Here is a 19954-nt window from a genome sequence, read left to right as displayed (position 1 = left end):
CCGACCTCTCTGGCCACCATGTTGAACAGCTTGACCGTGACCCGTCCCGAAGTGTCGCAGATGCCGCATTCATCGGCGTGTTGAGAGATATCCTTTCGAAAGGCGGCGTATCGTCCGCCCTTGCGCATGGTGGCCCCGAGTATTCCGGGCATGGCCGCACTCAGGGCCAGAATCGACCCGTCCCGGATCACTGCCTTGTCTACATCGTCCACCGGTCTGGCATCCAGGAACAGGGTCTGGACCCGCTGGTCGAGGTATTCGTCGGAAAGGCCAAGTTGGCCGCACAGAAAATCCCGCAGGGTGCATCCGGTTCTTGTGGACAGGACGACACCTTTCTCGAACAGTGAGTTAAACAGGGGTACACAAGACGCGTCGACCTGCAGGTGGAGTCGGATCATGGGTGTTTCTCCGGGTCATCGTTGACGGATCCGTAAAAAGTCCGATCCGCCTGAGGCGGATAAATATCTGCGTTACGCTTCATCCTTCGTCACTGCAACGTACGCTCAGTACGCTGCCTTCGGCACCCGCGATAGCGGTATTCTCAGGGTTGAAGATTTCCAGCTGGCAATGTTCTGCCTATAACGGCAGTGCTGCGCAGCGCCGTATGGATGGGAATCGATTTCAAGTTCGCTCGCTAACCCCGCCGTAAGTGACGGGGACCTCACTCGCTTTCGCGGCTCGCAAGCCTTGATTTCGGGCTTTTTACGAATCCGTCGGAAATGCGACTTTTTACGAGTTTATCAAGGTTGATGAAAAAATGGTAACCCTGAACGGTGAACCTTGAACCTGTGAACGCTCACAATTACTCGAGGCCCCCGTGGATCAGGCTGCGCCAGACATTGTTTTGGTTTTGCAGGCGGGCACTTTCATCGGTCACACATTTGATCAGGTAATCGGAAACCTTGTCCACACCCATGCCGGCCAGGTGGGCGCCCACCGAATTGATGTCGAAATCGCAGGCAAAGTTCAGAAAGTCGATGGCATAGGGGACCCCGTCCTTAACCAACAACTCGGTGGTATTGATCTCATAGCCCAGGGCCTGGTTCAGTTTTCGGACATACGTTTCGATACGCGCCAGCAGTTCGGGGCCGAAAAAGTCCGGATCGACCGAGTAGCTCCCCAGCCGCTCGCCGGCAACACGGTCCGGCGGTTCGAAACGAACCGTGGTGACATCGCCGGCGATATAAAAACAGCGTGCAAACTGCTGATAGGCGATGTCTTCCTGCAGCATGAATACCAACGTCCGGCTGAGCCAATTACGCACTGCTATATCTTGACCGACGTCTTCGGGGTAAACGGGTTTGGTATGGAAAATTTCGTTGTTGTAGAGATGGAAGAATTCATCCGGGTTATGGACCTTGCTGACCGCCAGCCAGCCACCGCCGGAGACGGGCTTTAGCCAGCACGGAAAACCGATGGTATCGAAAATGGCCTGCCATTCGGGATGATCCAGGTACTTCAAGTTGCGCAGGGACTCGGCCGTGATGTCGTACAACCGCGTCGAGCCGGCGATGGGCAGAAGACAGGTCTTGGGTATCGTCAACCCAAGGTTGGCAGCCACGGTAAACCCCAGGTATTTATCATCCGCGCTCCACAGCAGTGGGTTGGGGATTACATAGGTGCCGTGTGCTACTGCGGCTTTGAGCAGGTACCGATAATAGGGGTAATCATGAGAAATGCGGTCGTAAATCAAATCGTAGGCCGGGGGTACGCCAAGGCGTCCGGCACCCATGATTGCCAATTCGGCCACGACTTCACCATTTCCTTTATGGTTAATGGCTTCCACCAGCGCATTGGGGAAATTATCTTCCCGGCCTCTCAGAATTCCGATTTTTTTTGTCATCTTCAACCCCCATGCTTTGAATCGATCATTGCTAGTGCTCGGCCATGATATGGTCGATGTTGGCAAACCTGGAAGGGGACTGGCTCCAATAGTCAATCACCGTCTGATGGTCGGGCCTAATGATCCAGGAGCCCTGATAGCTGTAGTCCGGTGAAAAGATCCTGATCAGTACGTCTCCGCCGTTAAAGGTCCATTTGCGGCCGTCGTGGTAAATGTGTTCGATGCCCATTCCCTGGCGAGTCTTGATGTGAAAATGGTCTTCCGGAAGATCCCAGGAATTGTCGATGACAAACTGCAATACCTGCCATTTGTTACCCGAGGCGAGAAAACCCTGGTTGGAAGCGATGCCGGCATCGTTGGGCAGGCCGAAGGCCAGATGTCCCTGAAACCGTTGTGCCAATTCGTAAAGCTCCGCCTCCCGGCTCGATTCATGGTGCAGCGTAGTGGTAATATTGTGGATCAAAGCGTAACAGCGATGGTAGTCGTCTTGTGCACACACATCTCCCAGTTGCGCGGCCCCGGCCGAAAACCCCACCGTCAGTTTGCCGGCATGCTGGCGCTGTTGAAGCGCGTTCCTGAACCGATCATAATCATCGAAGAAATAACCGCCCATGGCATCATAGCGTTCGAAACCGATATCCACTTCGCCGCCACCCAGAATGACGACTTCGGCGTTGTCGACCATATTGAAAAAGAGCTCGGCATCCTGGCGCGACAGTTCGTCGCTCCAGAAAAAGACCGTGGCATTGAGGCCATAGGGGGTGAATTGGTCGAAATACCATTTGAAGGTGCCCCATGAAAACTCCTGAGAATCGCGGCTTTCCATGCCAAAAGGCAAGTACAATACGCTTTTGTTGTGGGGATGCTCCAACGCACGCTGGACGATCCAATCTCGGTGCAGGTAATCACAGCGGTTGTGAGAACTGTAAATCAAGGCGGTCGGTTTAAGATGCACAGGACACTCCTTTGGCGCAAATGGTTTTTTTCGATCATTCGGGGTTATTTTTCAGCAGGAACCGCAACGGTTCGTGGACCCGGGTACGCCAAGCCGTTTCGGAGTGTGGATCGCCGGCGAACCAGTTGGCGAGGCAGTCTGTTCCGAACGCATAGCCTCTCTCCCTTATGATATGTTCCACACGATTCTGGCGAGCAAGGTAACCGGCAGTATTGGCTTCGTCACCATAGTCCAGATAAATTTTATGGCGTCCCGGTTCGGGAAGCCGTGCCTTCAGATATTTACCGAAAGACCGGTGTGCAATGGGCCAGTGGGTTGAAAGACAGCCGGCCCCGCCGAATATATGCGGATATTCACAAATCCCATACAACGATATCAATCCTCCCATGCTCGACCCCATCAAAAAGGTGAACTCCCGCTCCGGACGGGTGCGATAGCGGCGATCAACAAAGGGTTTGAGCTCGTTGACTAAAAAGCGAAGGTATTTGTCAGAAATCGGAACCCCCCCGTAACGCTTTATCACGCGGCTTCTCGACTGTTGAGACTGATAGTCGCAAAAGGGCCTTTGCGGCAGGTATTCACGCAATCTTTGCGGGGTGTTCCAGATACCGACCACTATGGTTGGTCGAATTTCCTTTTTCTGAAAAAGGACTGCCATGGTCTGATCCATGCCCCAATCAACACCGATGTAAGATTTTTGCGCCTCAAACAGGTTCTGGCCGTCATGCATATAGAGGACTGCATACCCGTTGGCATGGCCTTCATCGTAATCTGGTGGCAGCCAGACGTCGACATTGCGGGGATTGATGAATTGGGACGGCACACTTGGAAAGTGATCGAGAGTGCCGATCAGATCGGCGTTTTTCTCCGGGCTTAAATTCGGTTGAATTTTCGTCTTAATTGGGGCGTCATTACTGGTCGTTTCACAACAGGTCTGGATAATGTCAAAGGTTTTTAGATTCATTATATTTCAAGCCAAATGGAATAAGTGGTTGTCTTTATGTATCTGCTTAGAAGTCATCTCAAAAATTGGATATCATCTTAATGGAGCATTAGCAGGTACGTCCTCGCCACATCAAGGACTAATTGTGCCCTCCTTGATGAGGGGGCGTGCCAGCATCTTTTCGTAAAGATCAATGTATTGACGCGCCGTAACCGCATGACTGAAGGTCGCGGCGCTCTGGGTCATGACCCGTTCGATCTGGTTTTTTTTAATTTTCGAGTTGAGATTGTAGAATTTAATGGCTTCGTCAATGGCCCAGGACAGGCCATTGGAGTCAAAATCCTTGAAAAGAAAACCGTTGCCCGTGTTGTTGGCGACATCCATGTGGGTGATCGTATCGTGGATCCCGCCGGTATCGTGGCCAATCGGCAGCGAGCCGTAAATGGGGCCAATCATCTGGGGCAGACCGCACGGTTCAAAACGCGAGGGCATCATCACGAAGTCAGATGCGCCGTATGCCAATCGAGCCAGGTGCTCGTCGAAGTCGCAAATCGCAACCTGCCTGCTCAAGTTGTGGAACTGCACGATCTCTTTGAAATATTTTTGAAACTCCCCATTGGCAACAAAGACAAACTCCAGGTTCTGTTCCCAGTAGCGTGAAACCACATCATAAAGAATCTCCGCAAGCAACTGACATCCTTTTTGAACCGTGTCGAGACGGGAAGGCCAGAAAAAGAGGGGCGCCTGGTCAGCCTCCTTCAGTCCGACTATTTTCTGAAGGGCGCGCTTGTTTTTCTTTTTGCCGGTAACATGATTGTTGTGATCGAATTCAAGCACCAGGTCATCGTCGGTGGTCGGATCGAAAGAAGGGTCCGGGGCATTGAGGATTCCCACCGCACAGTCGGCGTTGAATTTATCGGCCAACTCCTGTTTCAATGGCGCCTCAACAAAATCATGTCTTCCTTCAATCAACTCTCGCAAGAAGGTCGGGCTGACCGTATTGACAAAGTGGGCGGCAAAAACACCGCTAGCGAGGAGGTCGACGGGATTGGTTTCACGCGTTCCTTCGTAGTCATAGCCCATGCGCTCATAAAAAAGATTTTGCCAGAAATAGGCCGAATCGATGCCACTCTCTTCGATATGAGCGAGCAGGGACTTCATGCTATAAATGTTATGGATCGTAAAAAGACAGGGGATACCCGCCTGCCTCGCCATGGCCGGAATCAGGCCGGTCATCCAGTCGTTGCAATGGATAAGGTCCGGCCGCACGCGGGGAACGATGTTGTTGATGACCTCCCGCTGAAAGGCAAGGGAGATCTTCATGTTTTCGTCCCCGTAATTGGAGTAGACCCGGTTCATGTAGAAAAAAGCCCTGTCCTCAGCCAGATGGATCCGATCACCAGGCATTATCCTTCGGATGGTGTTGATGTCTTTTTTAATTACCGGGGGCAGCTGGTGGTTGAACATGGCGCGGTAATTCGGCAGCGCAACGTGAACATCGGCGCCCTGGTCAAACAGCGCACTGACTAAAGCGGCGGACACATCGGCCATCCCACCGGCCTTGGCCTTCAGGTAATTGGCGATATTACCCATATTGTCGGGTAAATAAGTGACTTCCGGTGTCACGATAAGGATCCGGGGATTGCTCTGGGCAGTGGTCATGAGCTGCGACTCCTTCAATTCAGGCATTAAGATAATTAATTTGGACTGCGTTATCGGTCGTCGCAGTATTACAATACGGCTTCCTCCCTCTATCCTTGCTAAATTAATTATCTTAAAGCCTGATACGTTGGCTTTAATCGAGCCAGCAAATCGGCGCCATCCCCAATCCGGCCCCACGCTTGTCGGTCATGCCCAGTTCTCTTTTTACCGCCATAATGGCTCCCATGTTGGAGAACCAGCCTCGCCCGGCAGCATCGTCTTTTATTTTCCGGGCCGGGTCTTTACTCGCGTAGTGAATGCGGCCAAGGGCCAGGATGCACCGGGCGGCATGGGGCGAATCGGAGACGGCCGGCGAGCCCGCATGGAATACCAACCGGGTTTCAGAACAGAATCCCGCCAAAGCGTCGGGATCCGTCAATTCCTCATTGATATTCGGCATCACCGGCGTGGCCCAGAACATTTCCTGGGCCAGCATGGGCTCTTCGGAACAATATTTTTCCACCACGGCCAGATCAGGGCTGACGAACACCCCTTTTGAACTCATCCCGTGCAGTGGTTTGACGGCCAATTGCTTCAACTGGTCCGGATCCTTGCGGAACGATTCCAGCAGACTGGGGGTGATGCGCTGGGTCTGCGGTGCGACACCCACACCTTCCAGCATACACAGGTCGGTGATAGAGCTTTTATCGATCAGGTAAAAACCGGCGATATGTTTCGACAGATCCGACCAGAGGGCCGGCGTTGCATACAGTCGCCGGAGGCATTCGATGACCTCCGGTTTTCCTTCGACGCTCATCTTTTTCAGATACGCTTTAAAATCTGTGTCCACCAGCCTGGAAATGACTTTATTCGTTGATCCCGTTTGCCCCTCCCAGCGGTAACAAAGCTGGTCGCCCTTGAAAAACAGATCCTGGGGATCGAGAATCAGCGGCTGCTGGGAGGGATCGCCTTGGCTTATAAATTTCGCCAACAGGGCCAAATTCTGAAAACTGGGCTGGTTCCGGGGATCGATCTCCAGGAAGAGAATCCGGTCGCGATGATTCTCCGATCCGTGGATATAGGTGGCCAGGACCTGCTCATCCAGTTCTGCATCGGTAAGTGGGCGATCATCAATGTTGACCCGGGTGAATATGGAATCATCAAAGGCACCGGTTTTTCTTGCCGATCGAATGCACTCCCGGAGCCATCCATAGTAGGTATCCACACTTTGTGCCTCCAGTATTTTGGCATAGAGATGGTCACCGGAGGCTTTGAATTCGTCAAAGTCCATGCCCCGCTTGGAGTTGGCGCCGTATACCAGCACATCAAAGGCCAGGTCGGGTTCAACGGTCAGGTAATACGTGTGCAGGATGTCGGCCATCTCATCGGTAATCCATCCATCCGGAATCCGTTTGATCAGGTAGTCTGGACCTTCGGCCGTAAGATGCTTGCGCGCCAGCGCATAGAGAACACGGGACGTCGCCCAGAGGATCTCGATAAGGTATGGCGGCAGATGAAGGGGGAGCGCCCAGGGAAAATCCCCCGCTCCATAGATCGGTACAAACAATCCCTTGTCGGCAAGGCTTTGGTAGTAGCCTGCCACCACCGCTTTATTTTTAGCGACACGTTCATTTTTTTCCAGTGCCCGCCGTGTTTGCGCAATGCGTGTCCCTTCGTCAACCTTTTTTTCTATCTCCTGCAACGTTTCAAGGGCCTGCTCAATACTTGGCAAATGTGTCCTATCGCTCATACCTTTCCTCTCTATTAATCTTCTACCTGGCTCGGATGGACCGGTGCTGTTGAAAAGGCGTAGGCCGCAAACAACTAATGGGAGCCACCAGATCTCAAATAACAAATTACAAACACCAAATTTCAAATAATTTTCAAATTACCATACCCAAATCTCGAAAAAGGGCCAAACCACCAATTGATTGTCATTTGTTTCTTGGCTATTGTTTCCCGTCAACCACCTGCTCGACAAAATCAGAAAGGATATTGGTGTAAGTGGGGATGCTTTCCAGATCAATCCATTCATGGTCAGAGTGATGCCCTGCGCAAACTGGCTTGGAAATGATCACCGGTATTTTGTATGGGGTAAAAAAGCGGGCGTCGGAAGCACCTTCGCTGCGATAAATCGGCATGGGGTGGGATAGGTGGCGCTCGGCGGCCTTTTGAAACATGCGACTGCACCAAAGCTCCATATCCAGATAAAAATTGTCTCCCACTACCTGCGGCTCAAATGCCCCCCGCTGGCCTACAATTTTCCGCACCACATCCTTTATTTCTTCCGCCGTCTGGCCTTCGATGAAGCGCAAATCAAAGCTGGCTTCACAGGTCTCAGGCACTTTATTGGCCGCATCGCCGGCCACAATTTTTCCAAAATTCAAGGTGTGGGTCCATTGTTCAGGGGAGTAAACAAAAGGAAATTCCTTGCGCAAGTCAGAATAGATCGCCAACATTTTATCAATGGCATTTTCGCCCAGCCACGGTCTGGATCCATGGGCTGATCTACCGGCGGTTTTTACATCAAAATGGAAAACGCCTTTTTCTTCCGCTTCAATCTGAAAATTATCGCCGCCATCCGGCAGAAAACACACTGCTGGCCTCAGCCCAACTTCATTCAGTAAATAACCAATCCCTTTGTTTCCGCCAATTTCCTCATCAAAGGTAAACGACAGGAGAATTTTATCCTGGCCTGACTTGAGGCGGTCCCAGACATTAAAGAAAATCGGAACGGCAAACTTCATGTCGCTGGTGCCCCGCCCGATCATCCTGCTGCCTTTTATTTGCGGTTCAAACTGTTCATCCTGGGCCTGAACCACATCCAAATGGCATGACAGCATCAGGTCGGGGTTCAGGGCTTCAACATCAATTCCGGCAAGCAGGGAGGGGTAGGGATCGGAAGGGATTATTCTCGTCTTCAGACCACGCTTTTCCGCTTCAGCTTTCAGAAGATCGCGGCAGCGATCATGTTCCGACATGTTTTGAGGCTCATGGGTGGTTTTCTGACGGATCAACTGTTTGAAAAGTTCGAGATATTGACGATCCATGATAAACTCCTTTCTCATTATCCGAGTTCCGGATTTTCAATCAGAACAAATCCCTTTTGGGCGATAGCTCATTGTCACGTATATGCTTTATAAAGCGATCAGGTGGAAATTCGGGTTGGTGGCAATTATGCACCATTCGATGAATATATCTGACAATTTTGACGAGTTGTCATGTATTGAGACTAAACCACGGCGGTGACCCATGTCAATCCGTGGGACAGACGCTCTTCGGACCAGTGGCCGAAATTTTAAGGACCAGACAGGTACGTAATGGCTATCCTACGAAAACGAAGCCCACCGATTCGTGTGTTATCTTGCCATGCCTGCCGAGTCGGATGAATGCCGCGTCAACGGCAGATAGGATCATTTTTAAAATATCATCCAAGGCCTGCCCCCGCCGGCACCTGACCCTCCTTTATTATTTTTCAAAGCAAGGCGGTATGAACCGCGATAGTGAGCGCATTCCTCGCCGCTTGTCGAAGCGAAGCGGAGATCCCGCTCATCGGGGCCGCGGGGAGGGTTCAATCCATGATAACTGATGAGAAAAGTTGCAATACGCATGCAGGATTAAAATCAGGCATCTTTTAATTCACGATCGAGGCTGAGGCGTATTCGCTGCGTAATCGACAATCAGATCCCAACACTGCTACTCCCGTAAGGGAATGACAGAAAACTTGAGACCATCAATCATTCTCAGACTCTATCGACAGATCGATATACCCCGGCGGATAAGAGATATGGTCTTTTAATGATTTTCTTCTCAGTGACAGTGGCACCCAATATACCTGGGTTCAGGGAATCATTTCCCCCCTGCCGACAATTTCGATGACCGTGTCGTTGAGCTGGGGATAGTACAGTTTTTTCTTGGCCGCTGCATTGATCGTGGATTCCCACAAACGGAAGGAATCCACGTTCTTGAGGGTATGGTCCGCACTTTTGGGGTTGCCCTTTTCGGCAATCTCCCGGATACCCGCCAGGGCCTGGTCATCGGCAGGAAAATACATGGGGATGACGCCGCGATCTTTGGGGCTCTCTGTAAAGATCTGTTTGGAGCGACGCTCCCGTTCGCAATCTTCAAGAAATTTTTCCAGGCTGAAAAAATTCAGGCTACCCAAGGCGCCCAAGGCATGTCGCACGATATGCACCCCGTATTTACGCAGCGAATTGCGGCTCAGTTCAGACTCGGACACCGCCTGAAGGGTGACGTCGGTCAGGCTGGTGCTGCCGCCGGACTGGGCTGACGGGAATCCGGTGATCCAGGTATTCACCCTCGCCATGGCCGCGTTAATCAGCGGTTGATGGGGTGAACTGTAGGAGAGGTCGCCGCCCATTTCGGTGACACCGGGAATGCCGCCATGTATGCAGGATACACCGGGATTCACCGTTTGGGCCATGACCATCATGAACATCACCTGGGCGTGGATCTGGGTCAGCAGAGATTCGGGGCTGCCACCGCCGGACATGCCGGCGATGGTCAGGTCTAGCAGCAACAGGTTGTTGCCGGTGCGGGCGCTGCGCAAAAACGGTTCCACCATGGTCCCCATCGGCGCCAGGGAGGTGATCAGACTGGTGCCGTCCACCCAGTGGTCCTTGCCCTTGAGGAAGGTGACTTCGTCGTCGGACATGCGATTGGTGGCGGTCATCTTGAGTCCGGGAAAACGCTTTTCCATGAGTTGGGCCACCTCGAACAAGGAGATGCTCTTGTCGTTGGCCACCGGAAGGCTGAAGATGCTCACCACGTCCTGCTGTTCGCCCACGATTTGGGTGATCCGCTCGTATTCGTCATGGCTGGCTGCCCGCAGCTCATCGTCGGTGGCCCGTTTGAGAAACGGCGGCGTGGCGCCGGTGCCGAAGGTATTCAATCCTGGATCGCCGGGCATCTGGCGAGGTACCTGCTCCAAGCAGCTATCGATGTAATCCCGTTTGAGGGGGATGAAGATGGCTGTCTCGTTGTCGAAATCGATAGCGTCGGCCTCCATGAGAATGTCCATCAGGGTCTGGTTCTCGGCGATGTTCATGCCGATGTCCGTCAGCACGCGTTTGCCATTTTCCTCGATGCGCTGGTATATGGTTTTTTCGGCGATGAGGCCGTCCATGTCCTCCATGCGCCAGCGCACCTTCTCCAGTAGTGGTTCGTCTTTGATGTGTTGAAGGATTTCAGCGTAGGTACGTTTTGCCTTTTCGAAATTATATTCGTTTTCGAATTGAATCCCTGTGTTAAAGAGCACTTCCGCTTGTTGGTTCATTTTCATTCTTCCTTTCTCCTTAATGGCCGCATTTGCTAAAAGGTATTTATTCTATGAGTGATGCCGCTGGGGTCGTTTCTTCTTTGGAAGCGACCGTTTCCGCTTGGGTTGTCGAAGATGATAAGTCGTTCGCGGCCTCTCCCTGGATTAGACCTTTGAACGTCCCGTATGTGACCAGCAGCAAAAGAAACATCATCGGGAAGGCAGCTGCAATGGAGGCTGTCTGAATGGCCTTCAGGCTCCCGGCACCGGCCAGCACGGCGGCAACGGACCCCAGTGCGATTCCCCAGAAAGCTCTGAGGTTTCTACTCGGTGTTTCATGGCCGGAAACGAACATGGCCAGAGACATGGCCGCTGAATTGGCGCTGGTCAGGAAAAATGTGGTAATCAAAAAAAATAGAAAGATCGAAAGGACACCGGTCATGGGAAGATTTTGAGCAATGGCAAATATGGCACTCTCCACGCCATGTTCCTGCAAGGTTCCGGTAACATCGAACTTGATACCGGTTCCGCCAATCACGCCGTACCATAGGAAATCGCCCAATGTAGGAAGCAGCAAGGTGGCGGCCACAGTTTGACGAATACTGCGGCCTTTGGAGATTCTCGCAATGAACACAGCCACAAATGGTGCCCAACTCATCCACCACGCCCAATAGAAAACCGTCCAGGAGCCTATCCAGTTGCCTTCGACCCCTGGTGCGGTATACAGGCTCATGGGCAGAAAATACAGCAGGTACTGCCCCATGGCATTGGTCGTTAAGTTGATTAGAAAGATTGTGGGGCCGAAAATCAGGACAAAGAACCAAACTCCGACAAAAACCCACATGTTGACATCGCCGATGAGCTTGACGCCTTTCTCGATACCAGTGTAGACGGCAAGGGTGAAAATTGCAGTCAATATTCCTATGATAATATAGATGCCCCAGGGCCCTAGTTCCACCCCGTATTGGAATTTCAATCCGCTGGAAAGTTGCAGGGCGACCAAGCCGGTAGTGGTTGCCAAACCGCCGAGAGTAGCAAAGACAGAGAAAATATCGAGGACTTTGCCCCAGATACCGTGGATCCTATCACCCAGCACATAGTAAAAGGCACTCGAGAATTTAAAAGGCAATCCTTTGGTGTAACAGGCATGGGCCAGTGGAATGGTGAGCATGGCAAAAATGGCCCAGGCACTCAATCCCCAGTGAAAAAACGAGTAGGTCATTGCATTGGCGCCGGCTTCCGCGGTCTTGGCTTCACCACCGAAAAATGGCGGCGGGTTCATAAAATGGTAAGCCGGTTCGGCTGGTCCCCAGAATACGATTCCGGCCGCAATTGCCGAACCGAATAGCATGGCAAACCAGGAAAAATCTGAGAACTCTGGCTCATCACCAGGTAGCCCTAACTTGATGCGGCCAAATCTGCCGAGCATGAGGACGACACAACCTCCCACGAGTACAAAAGCCGTGATCAAGTATAGCCACCCCCAGTTACCAGTAGTCCAACCAAAGACGGCATTGATAACGGTATTCATGCTTTCTGGTAAAAATATTGACCAGACAACGAAACCTATCGTTATCGATGCCGAAACCCAAAATACGAATGGATCATAAGTTTTTTTACTTTCTTCTGTTTTCATAAAAAACCATTTCAGGAAAGGGTTGTAGGCTTTCTAAGACACCCAAATCTGACTTTACAAAAAAAGGCAAAAGTCGAATGTTACCAAGAACGATCAGAGGATTTATTGGATCAAAAGAGATTTAGACATCTCTTCAATAAATTTAAAACAGGATGAAGATATCACATACAAGATTATTCACTTTATCAAAAAGATGTTCAATTTGTCAAAGCCGTTACCAACGCTGGAATCGACATAAGGATTGAGCGAACAGGAATCCCAGTTTGGGTTCGGAAATCCGTGTCAAAAATAGCCGAACCCAAAGACCTTCGATAATGGAACCTGATTGTTTATATCCCGGCTCTTGGATTTATCCGCTCTGGGGCAAATCTCTCCAGTATTTATCAAGGCTCGATGGAAACAATAATAGCTGCGGGGCCATATCACTAAATCGTAATCGGTTCAGCCACGTTATGGTAGCCGACCCACAGTTCCATTGCATGCAGCTGCAGCAAAAAGCGGATATTATTTTATTGGCTATGTGCAAAAATAGTTTGAAAAGGATATTGCTATTCGTATCAATGTTTAAAGCTATATTGAAATGCCGGATTGATGAATCGATAAAAGAACTAGTTCGCTATCTTTCTTCGTCTGCGTTCCTTTGATATAATTTCGAGTTCCTTGCTCATCTGGCCAGCGATGGCGGTATTTTCTTCCGCTCGCCTGGCTAAATAGGGTAAAGTTGATTCTACCGGTCCAAAGGGAAGGTATTTACTAACATTATAGCCGGCATTGGCAAGGTTAAAGCTGATATTATCGCTCATTCCATAAAGCTGAGAGAAATAGATGTGCGGGTGGTTTCTGGCAAGTTTATTTTCAGCCATTAGGTTGACCAGCAATCTGCAGCTGTCTTCATTATGAGTACCCACACAGATTTCCACTACATCGATATTATTTATAAATAGTTCTATTGCTTTATTATATTCTTTATCCGTGTCCAATTTAGATGAATTTATGGGGGATTTATAACCGATAAGGCGTGCTCTTTCCCTCTCTTTTTCAAGATAGGCGCCGCGCACAATTTTTATGCCTAAGCGATATGATCCCGATCTGGCTTGCTCCATTAAGCGAACCAAATAATCAATACGATCCCACCGATACAATTGTAAGGTGGTAAATACGATGGCTTTATAATTATTATACTTCGACATCATTTCTTCAGCCAATTGGTCTATTGCTGCCTGGGTCCAGCTTTCTTCTGCATCGATATAAATGGGTTTACCTGCCCGGTAAGACGCTTTACATATCTCGTCAAGTCGATTTTTTACCTTGTCCCATGCGCGCTGCTCATCTATAGAAAGCACAATATTGGCGGTGACTTTTTCGAATATTTCAAATGAACCGATTGCGGTCATTTTCATGCAGGTACACGGAATATTGGGGTTTGACTTGGATTGCTCAATAATATTTAACAATTCTATCTTCGTACCATCAAAGCCAGCTTCGTCTTCAGTCCCTTCAACCGAATAGTCCAATATGGTGCCGATGCCCGCCTTACCCAGCTTTGCGATTACCTTTGAATACTCTTCTTTCTTCTCACCGCCACAGAATAGCTTAAATACCGTGGCCTTGATTAACGGTTTTACCGGCAGGCCCATTGATAGGGTCACTTTTGCAACCTGTGAAAGGAATTTTACCAGAAAGGGGCTTTTGGTTAATCCAAATATAAAATATGCTAATAATAGCTCTCGGTCCGACTTATGTTGAAAGGCAATGAATGTATCTTCAAAAGAAACAGGCAACGCTGAATCTTTAAATTTATTGGTTTTATTCATGATTGCCACCTTCATTCAATTCCGTTGGCGTTGAGCAGGTCCGTGACTCTGGGAAAATCGATGCCCTGTTGCCCTAAGGTTTCAACTACACGATTGAAAATCGAATAAAACCATAACCCACATTGTCACTGCGTAGGCATTTTATATTTAATCGCAAAGCCTGTTTATTTATAGCGCTGGATCTCTCCAGATTTTATTCTCGCCTGATAGTCTTTGAGATCCTTTTTCACGGTTCCCATCAACAAATACAAGCCAAGCACATTGCTAAGGGACATGGCAAAAATTGCTGCATCTGAAAAATCAATCACAGGCCCCAGACTCATGCTGCATCCGATAACCACAAACACACAGAAGATCAATTTAAAGGTCAACTCCGAAATGCGGCTTTCCCCGAACAAGTAGGTCCATGATTTCAATCCATAGTAGGACCACGAGATCATCGTGGAGAAGGCGAACAAAAGCACGGCGATGGCGAGTACGACGCCAAACCAGGGAAACACGGACTGGAACGCGGCCGATGTCAAGGCCACACCGGTCATTCCCCCTGAGTCGGCGTATGCCCCGGTAATGACAATGACCAGGGCGGTCATGGTACAGATCACCACCGTGTCGATGAACGGTTCTAGCAGGGCCACATATCCTTCGGTGAGCGGTTCGCTGGTTCGAACGGCGGAGTGGGCGATCGCTGCCGAGCCGACGCCAGCTTCATTTGAGAACGCGGCACGCTTAAGGCCTTGAATCAGAACACCGACGATCCCGCCACCAATGGCTTCGGGCGCGAAAGCCCCTTGAATGACGAGCGCAAATGCGGATGGTATTTTGGTGAAGTTCGCTATCAGGATCACCAGGGCGGTACCCACATATATGATCGCCATCAACGGTACGATTTTTTCCGTTACCTTGGCGATGGATTTGATGCCGCCAATGATAACGGCACCGACGATAACGGCCAGGATAAGTCCAAACAACCAGCCGGTATCGGTAAAGATCCCGAATGTATTGGCAATCATTTGATGGGCCTGGTTCCCCTGGAACATATTGCCCCCGCCAAATGAGCCGAAGATACACATGATGGCGAATAATACGGCAAGTACCTTGCCAAGACCCGGCTTCCCTTTTTCGGCCAAACCCCTGCTCAGATAATACATCGGGCCGCCGGAAACGTGTCCGTCGGGAAACTCTTCACGATATTTGACGCCCAGTGTGCATTCGGTAAATTTCGAGGCCATACCGGCAAGTCCTGCCACGATCATCCAGAAGGTGGCGCCGGGTCCTCCCAAGCTGACCGCAACCGCTACACCGGCGATGTTTCCCAGCCCCACCGTGCCGGATAGTGCTGTGGCCAGCGCCTGAAAGTGCGACACTTCACCGGCATCATCAGGATTGGAATAGACACCGCGAAGCAGGTCGATAGAATGCCGGATACCCGTAAACTGGACAAACCCCATGTATACCGTCAAAATGAACGCACAGAGGATCAGCCAAGCGACGATCAGGGGGAAGCTGACCCCATTGATCGATACGGAATAAAAAATGAATGAAACGAACGGACCAAAAACGGTGCTGAAAATTTCGCCAATCTTTTGATCGATTCCCCCCCCGGCGTCCTGAGAGAAGGCCGCCACTGGCGCCCACAAGGTAAACACCGTTACTAAAATCGAAATGGCTTTATATTTCATTATTATCGCTCCCTTTTCATCATGTCGGATAAGTTTCACAGATAGCCTTGGCAGTTTTATAAAAAAACAGCATATTGCCGAAGGCTTGCATGATTTCTCATTCCCTTATGCAAAGAAACAAACAATATGGAAGGCCAATCACGTCGTTGCTATGGGACGATGGTTACCGGGATGTGGGCAAGCTGGATCAACTTTGCGGCAACACTTCCAAAAAGTAAGGATTTGATCCCCGAATGGCCGACCCTGCCGACAACAATTTGCCCGGCATCCTGCTCCTTGGCGATTAGGAGCAAGACATCGGCCACTTGACCATGGCGGACAACGCCGAGAGCCTTGATGTTTTGGCTTTCGAGCGACGTCAGTATCGGGTTCAGCACTCTCTCCCTGGCGGTTTTGATCTCTTCTTTCCGACGCAGATGACGTTGTTCGTTTTCTTCGGGGGTGTTAAATGTATAAGGTGACCATTCAACCACATAACCTAGTACCAGACTTGTGTGGCCGGACTTGGCTTGTGAGACGGCAAAATTTACCGCATGCTCGCCGGCTTCACTGCCGTCAATGCCTATCAATATTGTATCAGTCATTGGGCCTCCTTTTCAAAAATGAAATTTGATGGCGGTTTACACGATTATTATCTTTGGTTACTTTACCTGGCCAAATTCAATGAATGAGCCTTCTCTTACATTCACGCCCATTTCAATAATCACTCCGGACACATCACCGGCTTCATCAAAATCGAGACTGCCGGTTGCGCCCTCATAGTTGATCGCTTTACCGGCCTTGATCAATGCTATTGCTTTCGCCCACTCTCCCGGCAGTATAAACTCACCGGGAGGGGTCGCCACGGCTCGCAAAGCCTGGGCTATCCCGGTACGATCCGCACTGCCGTTTTTTTCGATGGCCAGCGCAAGCAGAAAAGCGGCGTCATAGGACTGTCCGACAAATGCCCCCGCTGGGTTCAGATTACTGCCCCAGGCAAATTTGTTGAATACTCTCGCTCCCGTGCTATCCGGGGCACCTGGTTTGGTCACAATCATTCCTCTGAGCTTGTCACTTCCAATGGCTGCGATAAGGGTATTGCTGGCCATCCCGTCTCCACCGACAAACTGGTCGAAAGCACCGCTTTCCACCGCCTGCCGAAGTATTGTCTGACCGGAACCGTTGGCATATGCCAGCACGATCAACGTATCGACGCCCGAAGCTGACAGCGATCGGATAACATCACTGTAGTCCGATTTCCCCTCCTCGTGCGGCATATTCCCGGCCACCTTACCGCCTGCGGCTTCGAAAGCGCTGGAAAGTTCAGCGGAAATGCCCTTGCCCCAATCATTGTCCACGTAGGTAATAACAATTTGTTTGATCCCCTTGGACAGTAACAAGCGTGCCATGATGCCGCCCTGGTATACATCGGAAGGCGAGGCGCGAAACACGAGATCCCCATCATCGAGCGATGTGATCGCAGGAGAGGTTGCCGATGGGGACACCACTGTGATGCCCGCGGGTATGGTCACATTTTTATAAACAGCAATGGCCGCACCCGAACATAGCGGTCCGACAATGGCCAAGACTTTTTCATCCTCAACGAGGTGGGTGGCGGCTTCCACAGCAGCGGTGACATCCGAGCAGGTTGAATCGCCGCTCGGCATGACAATTTGTTGACCGTCTAAGATGCCGCCTTGATCATTCACATGCTTGGCAGCAAGTTTGGCGCCTTTGTACATTCCCGGCGCTAAGCTTTTGAGCGGGCCTGTGAATCCGGCGAGAAAACCAATTTTCACATCGGCAGCAGCGGTCCCCGATCCGATGAGGGCAATCATAACCGCTATTGCTAAAAAGTATTTTTTGGTTAGTGACATTGACGATTCCTCCTTGAAATTAATTTCTCAGCTGTGAATCGAAATAGGTTTGCGTGCTTCCTCAGAAGGTTGCGCATGACGCCCGGCGAAGAAGGCATCATGCGTTACGACTCAGCTGCGTTAAAGCAGGCTGTCAATAGCAATGTGTTCCAGACCAAATGCCTCGGCCACGGCGTTGATGTACATGGCATCATCGAAGCCGTTGCCGGCATCCTTTTCAACAAGCACGGAATGGCCATTCGCCTTCATTACCTCGACGCCTGCCGGAGCCATACATACGCGGTTCTCCTCTGTATTGATTTCCTTTAGAATTCCGACAATCATGGGCTCCTCCTTTGTTTGGGGCTAATAATTTATGGAAACTGTATCAGGTATGTATTCACCCAACTATCTATAAGATATTGTTTTTTATAATAAGTTGGCAGGGCAGGCGGCAATGGGTGGTGAGCAAGCGTTGATGACCAATTACGCAGGATGCCTGCCAAAATTATCGACCAAGAGAAAAATTGAACCGCGATAGCGAGCGCTAACCCCGCTGCAAGCGACGGGGAATGCGTTCGCTATCGCGGTTCAAGGATGAAATCCTATTCTGATTCGCTTGGACTGTTAGCCGCTGATTTCCGATGCAATTTTTACAATTGGTCGCGCAGATCAAGGGATAAGAGGAGAAAGTATAGCAATCGCTAATATTTATGAATAGAACGGATTTGTTGCGTGGGTCAAGGGTAAATTAAAAATGAATTTGTCACAGCCTCCACGCTCAAGGTACCCAATAAAGCTTTGTTTGGTGTATGCCACGAAAAACCAGTTGCCTAAGATCGATCCTTTCCAATATTCTCAACTCTGCTTCTTCGGTATTTAATTCCCCAATTCAGCCAAATGATCACTATTCAGTAGTCGCAAATTTTTCTTGATATCATGGTTCTGAACTTTATCTTTAGAATTCTGCGCATTATCCTCTTTTTCAAAAATTGTCAGACAACACCAACCCCTTGACAAGTATAGGAATCTTTGCGAACGTGTTTGTGTTCCTGCCGTTCATTTTTACCATCGCATTTACGGAGTTTCTGTATGGCACCGACGAAACATGACATCGTAGAACAGGTTTGCAATGGTCTTGGCTTTCCAAATAATCGCCAATATCCCCGACGTACTGCCTATATAATTGCAGAATACATCGTGTTAGAAGGGAATTTCCGAGATATAATAAAAAATATTGGTGCTGGCGGTTTATTCATCAGGACAGATAGAAAGATTGCAGTCGGACAGCCTATTTTAACTAAATTCCCATTGTTTAATTTTGACAAAACCCTTCAGGTCTCCGGTAGGGTAGTTCGCAGGGATCCTGATGGATTTGCGGTGACCTTCACTGAGACGGTTTCTGGTTTGATCTGCAAGGAGGGACACTTCCCTGAGATTTTTCGTGAGGACGAGTAAAACTAATAATTGCACATCAAGATAAAAACCAAAACCACTGGCCCCGAAGCCTGTCAAACCCAATCGATTGTCGAGTTTGCCGCAGAACCAAGGAAGCTGGCATTTCGCGATAGTGGACGATGCGGGATGTCGGCTGACACCGGTTATGCGTTGATCCGCCTGAGGCGGATAAAGATCGGCGATCCCAACGGGTTTCAATTTTTTAAGATCGGTAAACCGCAAAAGCAAAGCATACAAACCAATTATGGTATCTGTAAAAAATTGAAACGCTCAGTTTGGGTCAAAATAACCCTGCGTAGCTCGATATTGAATTGGAAAATTCGGAAAATTAGTTCATTGTTCTTTCGGGAAATAATAATCCTGGCAAGATTGGCATATCGATGAGAGGCAGTATTCAAGTTCAGCTCGTGATGTCCTGAAAAGAATTGCTGGTTCTCCGCAGATTTTACATATTCGATCAGCTTTAGCGATCAAGGCTCTGGCGATGACTTCTTTTTCAGCCAAAACGCTTATTAATTCTTGAACTCTACTCATCTTCAGTTTCACCCTTCAGCAGAGTATAAATTGATTGAGCCCGATCTTTACGGATGCCGGAAAGGACTCCTTTCTCTTCTCAAAACCATTGATTAAGCATATTTTGTGCCGGATAGTCGAATTTCAATATTATGTATTTATATCGGAACGTTGTTGCTCTTTAACCGGAGATGTAATTTGTCAGGGTTACAAATATTGTCTGGATAATGGCCAAAGAATGTAAAAAGGACAGCACTCGATGCGATATGGGTTCTGGGGGAGTGTCAGTCGGCTAAAGATTCGATTTCTGGGAACCGGCTCCCCCAATTCGCGCCCTTCAATCATTCATCCCGCTATTG

15 protein-coding genes are annotated in these 19954 nt (G+C 49.8%); 1 reads left to right on the top strand and 14 read right to left on the bottom strand.

The annotated features are described in order from the left end of the window. The 14 genes from QNK41_RS20560 to QNK41_RS20495 all read right to left on the bottom strand — a co-directional run. Positions 1-398, bottom strand: a 398-nt coding sequence (locus tag QNK41_RS20560; RefSeq protein WP_319260971.1) for a hypothetical protein, incomplete at its 3' end; no start/stop codon positions are given. 404 nt (positions 399-802) lie between these two features. Continuing rightward, a complete protein-coding gene (locus QNK41_RS20555) occupies positions 803-1843 on the bottom strand; it encodes a hypothetical protein (RefSeq protein WP_319260969.1) in 1041 nt (346 codons plus the stop codon). Between the two features lie 31 nt (positions 1844-1874). Further along, entirely contained in the window at positions 1875-2798 is a 924-nt protein-coding gene (locus QNK41_RS20550) for a hypothetical protein (RefSeq protein WP_319260966.1), read from the bottom strand. Positions 2799-2832: 34 nt separating this feature from the next. Continuing rightward, entirely contained in the window at positions 2833-3762 is a 930-nt protein-coding gene (locus QNK41_RS20545) for an alpha/beta hydrolase (RefSeq protein ID WP_319260963.1), read from the bottom strand. Between the two features lie 111 nt (positions 3763-3873). Then, entirely contained in the window at positions 3874-5403 is a 1530-nt protein-coding gene (locus tag QNK41_RS20540) for a glycogen synthase (protein WP_319260960.1), read from the bottom strand. Positions 5404-5536: 133 nt separating this feature from the next. Further along, complete coding sequence (locus QNK41_RS20535) at positions 5537-7132, bottom strand: hypothetical protein (RefSeq protein ID WP_319260956.1); 1596 nt, start codon at positions 7130-7132, stop codon at positions 5537-5539. A gap of 199 nt (positions 7133-7331) precedes the next feature. Continuing rightward, the gene (locus QNK41_RS20530) at positions 7332-8432 is read right to left on the bottom strand and encodes a M20 family metallopeptidase (RefSeq protein ID WP_319260953.1); all 1101 of its coding nucleotides are present in this window, start codon (positions 8430-8432) and stop codon (positions 7332-7334) included. Between the two features lie 791 nt (positions 8433-9223). Further along, positions 9224-10684 carry a trimethylamine methyltransferase family protein gene (locus QNK41_RS20525; RefSeq protein ID WP_319260951.1) on the bottom strand — a complete coding sequence of 487 codons (1461 nt, stop codon included), beginning with the start codon at positions 10682-10684 and terminating at the stop codon, positions 9224-9226. A gap of 40 nt (positions 10685-10724) precedes the next feature. Then, a complete protein-coding gene (locus QNK41_RS20520) occupies positions 10725-12296 on the bottom strand; it encodes a BCCT family transporter (RefSeq protein ID WP_319260948.1) in 1572 nt (523 codons plus the stop codon). Between the two features lie 608 nt (positions 12297-12904). Further along, complete coding sequence (locus tag QNK41_RS20515) at positions 12905-14110, bottom strand: proline dehydrogenase family protein (protein WP_319260945.1); 1206 nt, start codon at positions 14108-14110, stop codon at positions 12905-12907. A 164-nt stretch (positions 14111-14274) separates the two neighbouring features. Further along, complete coding sequence (locus QNK41_RS20510; RefSeq protein WP_319260941.1) at positions 14275-15789, bottom strand: alanine/glycine:cation symporter family protein; 1515 nt, start codon at positions 15787-15789, stop codon at positions 14275-14277. 149 nt (positions 15790-15938) lie between these two features. Beyond that, the gene (locus tag QNK41_RS20505) at positions 15939-16373 is read right to left on the bottom strand and encodes a universal stress protein (protein WP_319260939.1); all 435 of its coding nucleotides are present in this window, start codon (positions 16371-16373) and stop codon (positions 15939-15941) included. A 57-nt stretch (positions 16374-16430) separates the two neighbouring features. Next, the gene (locus tag QNK41_RS20500; RefSeq protein WP_319260935.1) at positions 16431-17606 is read right to left on the bottom strand and encodes an ABC transporter substrate-binding protein; all 1176 of its coding nucleotides are present in this window, start codon (positions 17604-17606) and stop codon (positions 16431-16433) included. Positions 17607-17765: 159 nt separating this feature from the next. After that, the gene (locus QNK41_RS20495) at positions 17766-17969 is read right to left on the bottom strand and encodes a hypothetical protein (protein WP_319260933.1); all 204 of its coding nucleotides are present in this window, start codon (positions 17967-17969) and stop codon (positions 17766-17768) included. A 747-nt stretch (positions 17970-18716) separates the two neighbouring features. Between QNK41_RS20495 and QNK41_RS20490 the strand changes: the two genes are divergently transcribed. Continuing rightward, positions 18717-19082, top strand: a complete 366-nt coding sequence (locus QNK41_RS20490) for a PilZ domain-containing protein (protein WP_319260930.1) — start codon at positions 18717-18719, stop codon at positions 19080-19082. Positions 19083-19954: the final 872 nt, after the last annotated feature.

Source organism: Desulfosarcina sp., assembly GCF_033791525.1.
In the GTDB taxonomy this organism is placed as follows: Bacteria; Desulfobacterota; Desulfobacteria; order Desulfobacterales; family Desulfosarcinaceae; genus Desulfosarcina.
Note: the sequence above shows the minus strand (reverse complement) of the source record. Positions and strands in the feature narration are given on the sequence as shown.